Below are 13396 nucleotides of genomic sequence, written 5' to 3'. Positions count from 1 at the left end.
CATTTGTTGGTTTCGCTGGTGGAGGAGACTGGATTCGAACCAGTGTAGGCGTAAGCCAACAGATTTACAGTCTGCCCCCTTTAGCCACTCGGGCACCCCTCCGGCGAACCGCAAACTATAGCAGATTTTTATGTCTGGCCTTGGCTGACGCCGCAAATCTGCTTACAAAGCCCAATCCAAGGTTTCGCCGCGCTGCGCCAGCCAAACCTGAGCCTGTGAAAAATGGCCGCATCCGATGAATGGCTGGGGCGCTCGCAAAGCGGACAAGGGCGAAGGATGGTTGGCCTTGAGCACCAAGGCCTCACGCGCTGGCGCAGCTGTGTCGCTCAAACCCAAAAAACTCGGCGCCAGCTGGCGGGTTTGTTGTGCCAGCATGTCCGCCTTGGCCTGGGCATGAGCGCCCCACAGCAAGTACACACACACAGGTGCGGTGCGTGCCACCTCGGCCAACAAGGCATCGGTCAAGGCCTCCCAACCACGTTTGGCGTGGCTGGCGGGCAGACCGTCCTCCACCGTCAAACTGGTGTTGAGCAACAACACGCCGCGTCGCGCCCACGCCTCCAGCGAACCACTGGCGGGCATGGGCTGATTCACATCACGCTGCAACTCTTTGAAGATATTGCGCAAGGACGGCGGCAACTTGACCCCAGGCGCCACCGAAAACGACAAGCCTTGCGCCTGGCGGGGACCGTGGTAAGGGTCTTGTCCCAAGATCACCAGCCGCACCTTCGACAAGGGCGTAAGCCACAAGGCCCACAGGGGGTGCGCGGGATAGACCACCGCGCCAGCTGCAAGACGCCCACGAACAAAGTCTGCCAAGGCCACCCCTTCAGGACTGCGCCAAAAAGCATCCAACACCGGCTGCCAATCGGGGTGAACAGGCCAATCCTGAGGGGCCCACGCGGTCAAACGAGGCGCGTCAGGCGGTGATGCTTGAGAGAACAAATCAGCCACAGCGTCAAACTAGATCAAGCCACAAACAACTCAGCCAAGGCCTTGCCGGGATCGGGCGCACGAATGAAGGCCTCGCCCACCAAAAACGCATGGACATTTGCCGCACGCATGGTTTGCACATCGCTACGCTGCAAGATGCCGCTCTCCGTCACCAGCAAACGGTCGGCAGGCACATCTTTCATCAGCGACAAGGTGGTGTCGAGCGTGACCTCAAAGGTGCGCAGGTTGCGGTTGTTGATGCCCACCAAAGGCGTCTTGAGCTTCAAGGCGCGTTGCAGCTCTGGCGCATCGTGCACCTCCACCAGCACTGCCATGTCCAGGCTGCGCGCAATCGCTTCCAACTCAGCCATTTGCGCGTCGTCCAGGCACGCCGCAATCAGCAAAATGCAGTCGGCTCCCATGACGCGTGCCTCGTACACCTGATACGGATCAATCATGAAGTCTTTGCGCAGCACCGGCAAATCGCACGAGGCACGGGCTTGCTTTAAATAATCCACGCTGCCCTGAAAAAACTGCTGGTCGGTCAACACCGACAAGCAAGCCGCGCCATGCTCGGCATAGCTTTGCGCGATATCGGCGGCAATGAAATCTTCACGCAACACGCCTTTGGAAGGGCTGGCTTTTTTGATCTCGGCGATCACCGCAGGCAAGCCCGCTGAAATCTTGGCGCGCAGGGCGCCCACAAAGTCACGCGTGAGCACACGGCTTTCGGCATCGGCACGCATGGCTTCGAGCGTCTTGCGCTTCAAGCCCGTCGCAATTTCTTGCCGTTTGACTTCAACGATTTTGTTCAGAATGTCAGACATCTCTTTTCTTTCTTCAGGCCGCAGCCAATTGATGCACCGCTGTCACCAGCTGGTCGAGCTTGGCTTTGGCAGCGCCAGAATTCAACGCATCATTGGCGCGCGTGATGCCGGCTTCGATGCTGTCGGCCACATTGGCCGCATACAAAGCCACGGCGCTGTTGAGGACTACGATGTCGCGCGCTGGGCCCGCTTGGTTATCCAACACCGACAACAACAGCGCCCGCGACTCCTCTGGCGTGTCCACGCGCAAAGCACGGGTACTGCTCATGGCAAAACCAAAGTCTTCTGGGTGAATTTCGTACTCACGGATGCGCCCGTTCTTGAGCTCGCCCACCAAGGTGGCGGCCCCCAGAGACACCTCGTCCAAGCCGTCACGCCCATACACCACCAAGGCATGCTCAGCACCCAAACGCTCCAGCGCACGCACTTGGATCCCCACCAGATCAGGGTGGAACACCCCCATCAAAATATTGGGTGCGCCTGCCGGATTGGTCAGTGGACCCAAGATGTTGAAGATGGTGCGCACACCCAACTCTTTGCGCACGGGTGCCACGTTCTTCATCGCGGGATGGTGGTTCGGTGCAAACATGAAACCAATACCCACCTGTGCCAAACATTGTGCAATTTGCGCCGGCTTGAGGTTGATGTTCACCCCCAAGCTCTCCAACACATCGGCACTGCCGCTCTTGCTGCTCACACTGCGCCCGCCGTGCTTGCTGACCTTGGCGCCGGCTGCGGCTGCCACGAACATCGAACACGTCGAAATATTGAAGGTGTGCGAACCGTCACCGCCCGTGCCCACAATGTCTACCAGGTGCTGCGTATCGGCCACTTCCACTTTGGTGGAAAACTCACGCATCACCTGTGCCGCCGCCGTGATTTCTCCAATGGTTTCCTTCTTCACGCGCAAGGCGCTCACAAACGCGGCCATCATCACAGGCGACATGTCGCCGCCCATGATGAGCCGCATGATGTGCAGCATCTCGTCGTGAAAAATTTCGCGGTGTTCGATCACGCGCTGCAAAGCCTCTTGGGGCGTGATGGGGTGAATAACGCTGGTCATCGCGACTCCTTACAGAAAGTTTTTCAACATGGCATGACCATGTTCGGTGAGGATGGACTCGGGATGAAACTGCACCCCTTGGATGTCCAACTCGGTGTGGCGCACGCCCATGATTTCACCATCGTCGGTCCACGCCGTGACCTTCAAGCAAGGCGGGCACGACGCGCGCGCAATGGCCAGCGAGTGGTACCGGTTGACCGTGAACTGTTCAGGCAAACCACCAAACACCCCCTCTTGGGTGGTGGTGATGACGCTGGTCTTGCCATGCATCAAGGTCTGCGCCCGCACGATCTTGCCGCCAAAGGCCGCGCCAATGCTTTGGTGCCCCAAGCACACGCCCAAGATGGGCAACTTGCCGGCAAAGTGCTGAATGGCCGCCACCGAAATTCCGGCCTCAGCAGGTGAGCATGGGCCCGGTGAAATCACCAAGCGATCAGGCTGGCGTGCTGCGATGCCTTCGAGCGTGATGTCGTCGTTGCGAAACACCTCCACCTCGGCACCCAACTCACCAAAATATTGAACGATGTTGAAAGTGAAGCTGTCGTAGTTGTCCACCATGAGAAGTTTGATTTTTTTCATGGTGATCACTCCAAGCCTTCTTCCACCAACTCGCTGGCGCGCAACAAGGCGCGTGCCTTGTGTTCGGTCTCTCGCCACTCCAACTCGGGCACCGAATCGGCCACCACACCCGCAGCCGCCTGCACATACAAGGTGTCGTTTTTCACAATGCCCGTGCGAATGGCAATCGCCACATCCATGTCGCCAGCGAAACTCAAGTAACCGCAAGCACCACCGTACAGCCCGCGCTTGACGGGCTCCAACTGGTCGATCAACTCCATGGCATGCACTTTGGGCGCACCCGTCAACGTGCCTGCCGGGAAGGTGGCGCGCAACACGTCCATGCTGGTCAAGGGCTGGCCATCGGGACCCTCACGCAACAAACCCTCCACATTGCTCACGATGTGCATCACATGGCTGTAGCGCTCCACCACAAAGGCTTCGGTCACCTTCACACTGCCCACCTTGGCGATGCGGCCAATGTCGTTGCGTGCCAGGTCGATCAACATCACGTGCTCGGCACGCTCTTTCGGGTCGTTGATCAACTCGACCTCAGCCGCCTTGTCGGCCTCGGGCGTGGCGCCGCGAGGACGGGTGCCTGCCAAGGGGCGAATGGTGATTTTTTGCCCTTCGGGCGTGGACTCTTGGCGCACCAAAATCTCAGGCGACGCGCCCACCACATAGGCATCGCCCAGGTTGTAGTAATACATGTAGGGGCTGGGGTTGAGCGAGCGCAGCGCACGGTACAGCGACAGTGGGCTGGCGGTGAACTGTTTGTGAATGCGCTGGCCCACCTGCACCTGCATGAAGTCGCCCGCCGCAATCAGTTCCTTGGCGCGCACCACGGCAGCCAGGTAATCGTCTTTGGCAAAACTGCGCTGGGCGGGGTGGCTGTCTCCGGGTGCAATGGAGGGCGCAACGGCAGGTGCTTTCAAGCGCTGCTTCAACTCAGCCAATCGCGCCTGGGCTTGGGCATAGGCACCCGGCTGCGCCGGGTCGGCATACACAATCAGCGAGAGCTTGCCCGACAAGTTGTCGATCACGGCCAGTTCTTCGGTTTGCAGCAGCAAGATGTCGGGCATGCCCAAATCATCCGGCGGGCACGATTGGGCCAATTTCTTTTCAATGTGGCGCACGGTGTCATAGCCAAAGTAGCCCGCCAAACCACCGCAAAAGCGCGGCAAGCCCTCAAGCAAAGCCACCTTGAAGCGTTGTTGATAGGCCGACACAAAGTCCAGCGGGTTGCCGTGGTCGGTTTCCACCACCACGCCATCGGTCACCACCTCGGTCTTGGCCTCTGCGCCAAAGCCACTGGCGCGCAACACCGTGCGTGCCGGCAAGCCAATGAAGCTAAAGCGCCCAAAGCGCTCGCCACCCACCACCGACTCCAGCAAAAAACTGCGCTCACCTTGCTGCTGCACATGGGCCAGCTTGAGGTACAGCGACAAAGGGGTTTCAAGATCCGCAAACGCTTGCGCCATCAGCGGAATGCGGTTGTAGCCCTGCTGGGCCAATTGGTTGAATTCGTTTTCAGTGATCACAGCTTGAGCCTCCACAGCTCAGCCCCACAGAGGTGGGGCCATTCATTCCAAAAGTGCTTGCTGGCAAAACTGCCGAGAAGCGCGACGCACGGCGCAAGGCGTGCGAGTTAGATGCGCGCAGAACTCGGCGTACGCCAGGGCCAGGCTCCCCGGTCGTGACAACCTGTGACAGTGCTGCGGTGAATGAACATGTGACTCAGTTTAACAAACGATACACGCCACCAGACGATGCATCGAAGCGCTTAGGCACGGGTCAGCCAATCGCCCACCTGCGCGATCTGGTCCAGGTAGCCATCGGCGTCCACCGCCTCGATGGGCTCGCCGTGGTTGTAGCCATAGCGCACCAACACGACCGGACACCCCGCCGCCCGCGCAGCTTGGGCATCGTTGCTGGAGTCGCCCACCATCAAGGTGCGTTCGGGCAAGCTGCCCAGTGCCACACAGGTTTTGAGCAGGGGCAAGGGGTCGGGCTTCTTGGCAGCAAAGCTGTCGCCACCAAACACCTGCGTGAAAAACCCGTCCAAGCCTTTGACTGCCAAGAGGTTTTGGGCAAATGCCAAGGGCTTGTTGGTCAAGCACGCCAAGGTCCAGCCTGCGTCTTGCATCTGCTGCAAGCCCTGCACCACACCGGGGTACACCTGGGCGTATTGGCCGTTGATGCGTTGGTAATGGTGCTGGTAGCGCAACCACGCAGGCTCGTACAAGCCGTCCACACCGCGTCCCGCACACACCAAGCCAGAGCCTGCGACTTCAGGCAAAGCCAATTGATGGGTGAGTACCGAGCGAATCAAATGCTCGGAGCCTTTGCCGACCGTGCGTTCGACCAAAGCGCGTGTGACCGGCGGCAAATCGAGATCGGCCAAACAGCGGTTGAGCGCCTGCTCAAAGTCCCCCAAGGTGTCGACCAACGTGCCGTCGAGGTCGACGATGGCGGCGTGGATTTTTAAATGGAAAGCCATAAGCGACGCATCAATCCTTTGTGAAAAGTTCGGACACCAACTTCCTCAGCCAACGGTTGGCGGGGTCTGCGTGTTTGCGTTCGTGCCAAAACTGCTTGATGTCGTAACTTGGCACATCAAACGGCAACTTGAAAGTTTTCAAATTCGGCAAGTTACGGGTGTAACTCAACACATAGCTGGGCAAGGTCGTGATCAAGTCCGTCTGCTGCACGATGGCAGGCACCACGGTGAAGTGCGGCACGCGCAACACCACCCGTCGGCTAACGCCCGAGGCCGACAAGTGCCTCTCCAACAAAGATGTGGTCGAGCTTTGGACCGCGTGACCGCTGTAGCGCGAACCTGCAGGTTCAATCACCACATGCGAGGCAGCCGAGAACTGCGCCTGCGACAAACCTTTTTTGATATGCGGATGATCGGCGCGCACCAAACAAATGTGCGAATCCGTGAACAGGCGTTGTTGGTACACACTGGTTTTCAGCGCTGGCAAAAACCCAATCGCCAAGTCCGCTTCACCGCTGGCCAACGCGTCTTGGTAGGCCTCACGTGGCAACTGAAGCACGCGCACATTCACCTGAGGGGCTACCGCCATCAAGCGCGTGACCAAACGCGACAAGTAGACCAACTCGCCAATGTCACTCATCAAAATTTGAAAGGTTCGATCGCAGCGAGAAGGTTCAAAGGCAGCTGCGCCTTCCACTGCGCCCAGCAAGAGCTTCAACCCCTCTTCCACGTTAGGGCTGATACGCAAGGCAAAGTCCGTGGGCTCCATGCCACTGGAGACACGCACAAACAGAGGGTCGCCCGTGAGCTTGCGTAATTTGCCCAAGGCGTGGCTCATCGCAGGTTGAGACAAGCCCAGCCTAAAACCTGCCCGCGTGAGATTGTTCTCGCGCATCAAGGCGCTGAACACTTGCATCAGATTGAGGTCGATTTTGGAAGCATCCATAGACCGAATAGTCTAACGATGCATCATCCGCATCTCTGATGTGCCGAGCCTCTTGTGCGACGCCTCTCACGACAAAGGTCAAGCAGGCGCTAAACGATTCACCCCCGAGCGCCCAGACAGCACTTCACTGGCAATGATCATGCGTTGCATCTCCGACGATCCTTCGGTGATCAAGCGGCTGCGTGCGTCGCGAAACATCAACTCCAAGGGCAATTCGCGCGACAGTCCCAAACCGCCATGGATTTGTATGGCCCGATCCACGATGCGCATGTACACCTCGTCAGCATAGAGCTTGACCTGTGACGCTTCGACGTGAAAGTTCGCTCCTTGATCGGCCTTCCAAGCCGCGTGGTAAGTCATCAATCGCGCGGCGTGCAGCTCGGTGGTCGAGTCGGCAATCATCCATTGAATGGCTTGCCGACGCGCCAAAGGCTGGCCAAAGGTCTGGCGCTGATTGGCAAAGTCAATGGCCATCTCCAAGGCGCGCTGCGCACGCCCCAGGGCCTTGGGGCCGTGAATCAGACGCCCCACATTCAAAAACTCCCGTGCCAGCTCCCACCCCTGCCCGGCCTCACCGACCCGCTGTGCAGCGGGGATGCGTACATTGTCAAAGACCAGCTCCCAGGGGCGGTCCGGACTCATCAATTCAAAACTCTGCCCCAAAGACATGCCAGGTGTGCCTTTGTCGACCAAAAAGCATGACACGCCGCCCCCCGAACCTGTCTCGTCGGTCTTGGCAAACAGCTGCACAAAGTCGGCCTTGTCTGCGCTGGTGATGTAGATCTTGCTGCCGTTGATGCGGTAGTGATCGCCCTCACGCACGGCCGTCGTCAACATGCCAGAAGGGTCCGACCCTGCACCAGGTTCGGTCAATGCAAAGCAGGTCCGTTTGTCGCCTCTGATCACGGGGTAGAGGTATTTTTCTTTTTGCTCCGGCGAACACCTGAATAAAACCGGCCCCAAATAAGGCGTGAGGACGGTCTGTGCGCGAAATGAGGGCACATTGCACTTGGCCAACTCTTCCATGACCAAACACATGCCCACATAACCGACACCGCCACCGCCGTGTTCTTCAGGCAAATCAAAGCACCAAAACCCCAAGGTTTTGGCTTTGTTCTGCAAGCGTTGGCGCAGGTCATCCGGAATGTCTGGCTCGTTGGCGTATGACGCCTCTAAGGGCATCAGCTCTTCTTGAACAAAGCGGCGCACCGAGTCACGCAGCATCAACAGTTCGTGATCAAACCCAAACTCCATCAAATCACTCCCTGCTGGCTCAGTTGTTCAATGTCTTTATCGCTCAGACCCACTTCATGCAACACCTCGCGGGTGTGTTCACCCAGTGCAGGGGGTGGCAAAAAGTTGCTGTAGTTATCCCCGTCATAGCGCACCGGTCGATGCGCGGCTTTGACCACGCCGTATTGAGGGTGCGTGGTTTCGTAAAACAGCCCCAAGTGCTGTACTTGCGGATCGTCGGCCAAATCTTGCAAGCGGCGTTCAGGGGCAAACGGCACATCTTGTGCCTCCAAGCGCGGCATCCAATGCGCGCGGTCTTGGGTGGCAAAGGTTTGCGCCAAGTCAACGGCCAGAGCGTCGTAACCCGCCACACGTGCGCCTCGATTCGGGTACTTTTGCTGCAAATCCTCGCGACCAATGGCAAGGGTCAAGCCCTGCCAAAACTTCTCAGGCGATGACAAATGCAGCCCAATGCGAGCACCATCTTTGCATGTCACGATGAAGGACTGCGAGGAAGACGCACGCGCGTAAAAAGGCACGGGCTCACCCGTTGCAAACAGTTTGCCCAACGGTTCGGTAGAAAAAGCCACAGTCGCTTCAAGCATGCTCACCTCGACCTTGCGCCCCAGTCCCGTGCGGGCGCGCTCCACCAAAGCGCCCAAAATGCCCATCGCTGCATACATGCCCGTCAAGGCATCCGAGACTGCAGGTCCGGGCACACGTGCATCCGTGCCTTGGTGAAACATCGACAACCAGCCCGAGAGGCTTTGCCCCACGTTGTCGTAGGCCGGCCGTTCGGCATAGGGCCCACTCGCACCATACCCTGTGATCGCGCAGTACACCACGCTTGGATCACGGGCTTTCAAAGCCTCGTAATCCAAACCCAGACGCGCCTCCACACCTGGACGCACATTGAGCAACACCACATCTGCCGACGCCAACAAAGCATGCATGGCAGCTTGTCCGTGCGGCTTGGTGTAGTCCAGTGTGATGCTGCGTTTGTTGCGGTTGTGTGCCTGAAAGTGAGAGCTGTACAAACCGCCGTTGAACGCACGAAAAGGATCGCCCGAACCCGGGCGTTCGACCTTCACCACATCAGCGCCCATCTCTGCCAACAACATCGCGGCATAGGGTGCGGTGATGAAGCTGCCCAGATCGAGCACGCGAATACCAGCCAGTACCTGAGGGGAAGCGGTGTTCAAAGCCATCACTCCGCCTTCACACCTGTGAGCTTGACCAGACGCGCCAATGAGGCCGTCTCTTTGCGCATGAAAGCGGCAAACTCATCAGGGCCAGAGGGCGCACCCACCACCCCCAAGGTGGCCAAGCGCTCTTTGACATCGGGTTGCGCCAGTGCCTGCGCAATTTCACGCGACAAGCGCTGTGTGATCTCTTTGGGTGTCCCAGCTGGTACGGCCGTGCCGTACCAGGTCATGAAGTCAAACTCAGGCAAAGCCGCTTCAGCCACAGAAGGTGTATCCGGAAACGAATCCAAGCGCTTGGCACTGGACACCGCCAACGCCACCAACTTGCCAGATTTCACATAAGGCAAGGCGGAAGAAGAGCCCGTGAACATCAGGTCCACTTGACCGGCCACCAAGTCGGTCAAAGCAGGCGCAACGCCTTTGTAGGGCACATGGGCCATGTCAATTCCTGCAAGTGACTTGACCCACTCCATCGACAGGTTGTGCGGGGTGCCATTGCCAATGGAGGCGTAGTTGATCTTGCCGGGTCTGGCCTTCGCCGCAGCGATCAATTCAGGCAAGGTTTTCACATTCAGGGAAGGGTGCGCCACCATCACCAAGGGAACGAAGACGAGCTGGGAGACGGGGGAGAAATCTTTCACCGAGTCATAAGGCAGCTTGGCAAAGAAGGATGGATTGATGGCGTGCGAATCCGTGATGAGCCCTAGGGTGTAGCCATCCGGTGGGGCTTTGGCCAGCATCTCGGTGCCAATGAGCGTACTGGCCCCGGGTTTGTTTTCAACCACCACAGGTTGGCCCATCGATTGGGTCATTTTCTGCGCAACCAAACGCGCCACGATGTCTGTTCCGCCCCCAGCAGGGTAAGGCACGATGAAGCGAATCGGCTTGCTTGGATAAGCAGCTTGGGCCATCACCTGCAGGGTGGTGCAACAAGCGACTACGGCGAGCAGCGCGCTCAACACGCTGCGTTGCATTGCAACGAGGCTAAATCGGAATTGATCTGCCATGTTTGATCTCCTGTATTTCTCGTCACATTCACACAATCGCAGCACGTGAAGCATCTCAGTCCAACTTCACGTTCAGTTCTTTGATGTGTGTCGCATAGGTCGCGCGGTCTTTGCGCAAGAAGTCTGCGTACTGAGCAGGGCCTTGATTCAACAGCTCCAAGCCAACCCCCGAGATGTACTTTTGTTGAAACTCTGACCGGACAATGATCTTGGACACATCGGCAGCAATCTTCTCGACCACTGCACGCGGTGTGGCTGCGGGCGCAATCAAGCCGAACCAGGCACTGGCATTGAACCCCTGCATGCCCAGTTCGCTGAACGTTGGCACCTCAGGCAAAGACGCCGTGCGTTTGGGCGAAGCAATGGCGATGGCACGCAGCGCCCCGCTGCGCACCAATGGAATAGCTGGCGGCACCCCTGTGAAGGCGAACTGCACTTGCCCCGACAACAAAGCAGGCATCACATCGGCCACACCCTTGTAGGGCACATGCAGCGTCTTGATGCCCGCCAGTTTTGAAAACGCTTCGGCATCAATGTGTGCTTTGCTGCCCAAGCCATACGTGCCATAAGCCACCTCATCAGGCTTGGCTTTGGCCGCCGCGATCAAATCGTTCAACGTGCTTCCCTTGAAAGCAGGACCAACCACCAAAACCTCCAGCGTTTCCGCCACGTTGATGACTGGCACAAAGTCTTTCACCGGGTCATAGGGCAGTTTGTTGTAGAGGTACTGGTTGGACGAAACCGTGGGGTCGTTGGCCAGCATCAGGGTGTAGCCGTCACCGCCAGCAGCGAGGGTGGCTTGGGCGGCAATGATGGTGTTGGCTCCGGCGCGGTTTTCGACCACCACCTGTTGACCCCAATCACGGCTGAGTTCTTGGCTCAGACCACGCGCCAAGTTATCGGCCAAACCTCCAGGAGGAAACGGCACGATGATTTTGACGGGCTTGTTGGGATAACTGCTGGTGCTCTGAGCCAGCACAGAAGCACCAAACAGGGTGGCTACGGCGCACACACTGCCGAGCGCAAGCTTGCTGAAAATTTGCGAAATACGTGACATGGATGTCTCCTGTGGGTGGCATGAAAAGGGTTGCTCTGGCTGGCAACTTGTTTATGAAACATGTCGCTGCTGGTCCTGCCACAGCGGTGCACGCAAGGCGCGCTTGTCAATCTTGTTGGTGCTCGGCACGCGAGGCATAGCCTCAAGAAACTGGTAGTATTTAGGCCGCTTGTATCCCGCAATAAGGTCTCGGCAATGTTCAGTCAATGCCTCCTGTGTCGCACTGCAGCCAGGCTTGAACACGACCGCAGCCACCACCGACTCACCCCACTTGGGGTCAGGGGCGCCAACCACCGCCACCTCAGCGACCGAGGCATGCAACAACAGGGCTTCTTCGACTTCACGGGAGTAAATGTTTTCGCCGCCAGAAATGATCATGTCTTTCTTGCGGTCCACGATGAACAAGAAGTCCTCCTCGTCCAAATACCCCATATCTCCCGTGTGCAGATAGCCGTCGCGCAGGGCTTGCGCCGTGACATCGGGCTTACGCCAGTACGCCTGCATCACAGACTTGGAACGCATGCACACTTCACCAACCTCACCACTTTTGCATTCCCGACCCTCGTCGGACATGATTTTTAAATCGGTGCCAAGGTAAGCCTGACCTGCACTTGCCAAGCGCGCACGTTGCTGCGGTGTGCCATCCAAGATGTGTTGGTGTTTGAGCAAGGTAGTCCCCAAACCTGCCTCGGTCATGCCGTAAATTTGCATGAAGATGGGCCCCATGACAGCGCGCGCACGTATCGACAAAGCCACCGACATCGGTGCCGAGGCATAGCAGACGGTATGTAGGCTGGATAAATCTACGGGCGTTTGCTCTTGCACGTCCAACATCATGGTGATCATGGTGGGCGCCAAATGCGCAGACGTCACACGATGCTGCGCCATGCTGTTGAGCACAGCGGCTGCGTCAAAGGTTCGGTGCAACACGATGGTGGCGCCAGCGACCCAATACGTCAGCAACTCAGTAGGCCCCCCAATGTGATAGAAAGGCATGACGATCAACATGCGGTCTGTTTGTTGCGCAGCATGTGCCAAAGCCTGTACACGTGCTTGCTCCAACTGCGCTTCATTGCCCAACATCACGCCTTTGGGCACACCCGTGGTACCACTGGTGTAGATCAACAAAAAAGTGTCGTCTTCGTGGGCTCTGTAGCGCACAGGGTCGGGCTGCGCAGAGGCCAACAAGGTTTCGTAGTCGAGCGCCCAATCCACGGGTTGTGCCAATTGGTCAAAGCATATGAACAGCGTGCTCGCTGGCAGGTGAGCACGCAACTCTTCGGTGCGTTCCAAGTACTCGGACTCAAAGAAGAACACCGCAGGATCGGCATCTTGCAAGATGCCTATTTGCTCAGGGGCTGACAAGCGGTAATTCAAGCCTAAGCCGACATAACCGCCCCAACCGGCGGCACCGTAAACCTCCAGGTACTCCAGGCAATTACGCGACAACACAGCCAAGCGGCTTTGGTGCCCACACCCTGTTGCGGCCAAGGCATTGATGAGTTGCTTGACACGCTGCGCGTAGTCATGGTGGCTCAAGCTGCGCCCTTCAAAATGCACCGCAGGATGCTCTGGGAAGCAGCGCGCGTTGCGTTCAATCATGTCGCCCAAAATCATGTCACGCCTCCATGCCGGCGCACCATCGTTTGCGCCACACCTTCTTGCACCACCTGCCCCGAATGGTTCACCAGCTTGATGCGTCGCTCCAACACCCCACGTTGCCCATCGGCGGTAGGCCGCTTCGCCACAACGTCCACCTCCACATGCACCGTGTCCCCCACAAACAAAGGCGCGAGGTAACGCCAGCTAGAAAAACCCAGAGCCGCAATCACGCCATCGCCCAACTCAGGAAACTTGGTGGCCATGCCAAAGGCAATGTGCAAACCGTAGCTGCCTTGAAAAATGCGTTGTCCCAAAGGCGTGGTTCGGGCAAATTCAGCATCCGCATGGATGGGGTGCCAATCGCCGCTGCTCATGCACGCATCGTGCAAATCGGCCTCGGTCAAGGTGCGTCCCGTGCTGCGCCAGCTTGCACCAACTTCGATGTCATCAAATCGCATCATGGCG

At 58.0% G+C, this 13396-nt stretch carries 13 protein-coding genes and 1 tRNA gene; all 14 read right to left on the bottom strand.

All coding sequences use genetic code 11. The features are described from left to right. Positions 1 to 16: 16 nt before the first annotated feature. Positions 17 to 102: transfer RNA gene (locus ACKWJN_RS12135), tRNA-Tyr, on the bottom strand. 60 nt (positions 103 to 162) lie between these two features. Beyond that, the gene (locus ACKWJN_RS12130; protein WP_408597262.1) at positions 163 to 954 is read right to left on the bottom strand and encodes a uracil-DNA glycosylase; all 792 of its coding nucleotides are present in this window, start codon (positions 952 to 954) and stop codon (positions 163 to 165) included. A 14-nt stretch (positions 955 to 968) separates the two neighbouring features. After that, entirely contained in the window at positions 969 to 1760 is a 792-nt protein-coding gene (gene trpC, locus ACKWJN_RS12125) for an indole-3-glycerol phosphate synthase TrpC (protein ID WP_408597260.1), read from the bottom strand. Between the two features lie 13 nt (positions 1761 to 1773). After that, positions 1774 to 2823 carry an anthranilate phosphoribosyltransferase gene (gene trpD, locus ACKWJN_RS12120; RefSeq protein WP_408597259.1) on the bottom strand — a complete coding sequence of 350 codons (1050 nt, stop codon included), beginning with the start codon at positions 2821 to 2823 and terminating at the stop codon, positions 1774 to 1776. A 9-nt stretch (positions 2824 to 2832) separates the two neighbouring features. Continuing rightward, positions 2833 to 3402: an anthranilate synthase component II gene (locus ACKWJN_RS12115; RefSeq protein ID WP_408597257.1), complete on the bottom strand. Its 570-nt coding sequence runs from the start codon at positions 3400 to 3402 to the stop codon at positions 2833 to 2835. Positions 3403 to 3407: 5 nt separating this feature from the next. Beyond that, positions 3408 to 4922 carry an anthranilate synthase component I gene (gene trpE, locus ACKWJN_RS12110; protein ID WP_408597256.1) on the bottom strand — a complete coding sequence of 505 codons (1515 nt, stop codon included), beginning with the start codon at positions 4920 to 4922 and terminating at the stop codon, positions 3408 to 3410. Positions 4923 to 5164: 242 nt separating this feature from the next. Next, positions 5165 to 5881, bottom strand: a complete 717-nt coding sequence (gph, locus tag ACKWJN_RS12105; RefSeq protein WP_408597254.1) for a phosphoglycolate phosphatase — start codon at positions 5879 to 5881, stop codon at positions 5165 to 5167. 10 nt (positions 5882 to 5891) lie between these two features. After that, entirely contained in the window at positions 5892 to 6827 is a 936-nt protein-coding gene (locus tag ACKWJN_RS12100) for a LysR family transcriptional regulator (RefSeq protein ID WP_408597252.1), read from the bottom strand. Between the two features lie 78 nt (positions 6828 to 6905). After that, positions 6906 to 8081 (bottom strand): acyl-CoA dehydrogenase family protein, encoded by a 1176-nt coding sequence (locus ACKWJN_RS12095; protein WP_408597250.1) that lies wholly within the window; start codon positions 8079 to 8081, stop codon positions 6906 to 6908. Next, positions 8081 to 9268, bottom strand: coding sequence for a CaiB/BaiF CoA transferase family protein (locus ACKWJN_RS12090; RefSeq protein WP_408597248.1), 1188 nt, complete (start codon positions 9266 to 9268; stop codon positions 8081 to 8083). The genes ACKWJN_RS12095 and ACKWJN_RS12090 overlap by 1 nt, the downstream gene beginning before the upstream one ends. After that, positions 9268 to 10272 carry a tripartite tricarboxylate transporter substrate binding protein gene (locus ACKWJN_RS12085; RefSeq protein WP_408597246.1) on the bottom strand — a complete coding sequence of 335 codons (1005 nt, stop codon included), beginning with the start codon at positions 10270 to 10272 and terminating at the stop codon, positions 9268 to 9270. The genes ACKWJN_RS12090 and ACKWJN_RS12085 overlap by 1 nt, the downstream gene beginning before the upstream one ends. Before the next feature lie 55 nt (positions 10273 to 10327). Beyond that, entirely contained in the window at positions 10328 to 11329 is a 1002-nt protein-coding gene (locus ACKWJN_RS12080) for a Bug family tripartite tricarboxylate transporter substrate binding protein (protein WP_408597244.1), read from the bottom strand. Between the two features lie 51 nt (positions 11330 to 11380). Continuing rightward, complete coding sequence (locus ACKWJN_RS12075) at positions 11381 to 12946, bottom strand: class I adenylate-forming enzyme family protein (RefSeq protein WP_408597242.1); 1566 nt, start codon at positions 12944 to 12946, stop codon at positions 11381 to 11383. Further along, a complete protein-coding gene (locus ACKWJN_RS12070; protein ID WP_408597240.1) occupies positions 12943 to 13392 on the bottom strand; it encodes a MaoC/PaaZ C-terminal domain-containing protein in 450 nt (149 codons plus the stop codon). Before ACKWJN_RS12070 ends, ACKWJN_RS12075 begins: the two co-directional genes overlap by 4 nt. Between the last annotated feature and the right edge of the window lie 4 nt (positions 13393 to 13396).

It is taken from the genome of Limnohabitans sp. (assembly GCF_046052825.1).
Lineage (GTDB): Bacteria > Pseudomonadota > Gammaproteobacteria > Burkholderiales > Burkholderiaceae_C > Limnohabitans.
Note: the sequence above shows the minus strand (reverse complement) of the source record. Positions and strands in the feature narration are given on the sequence as shown.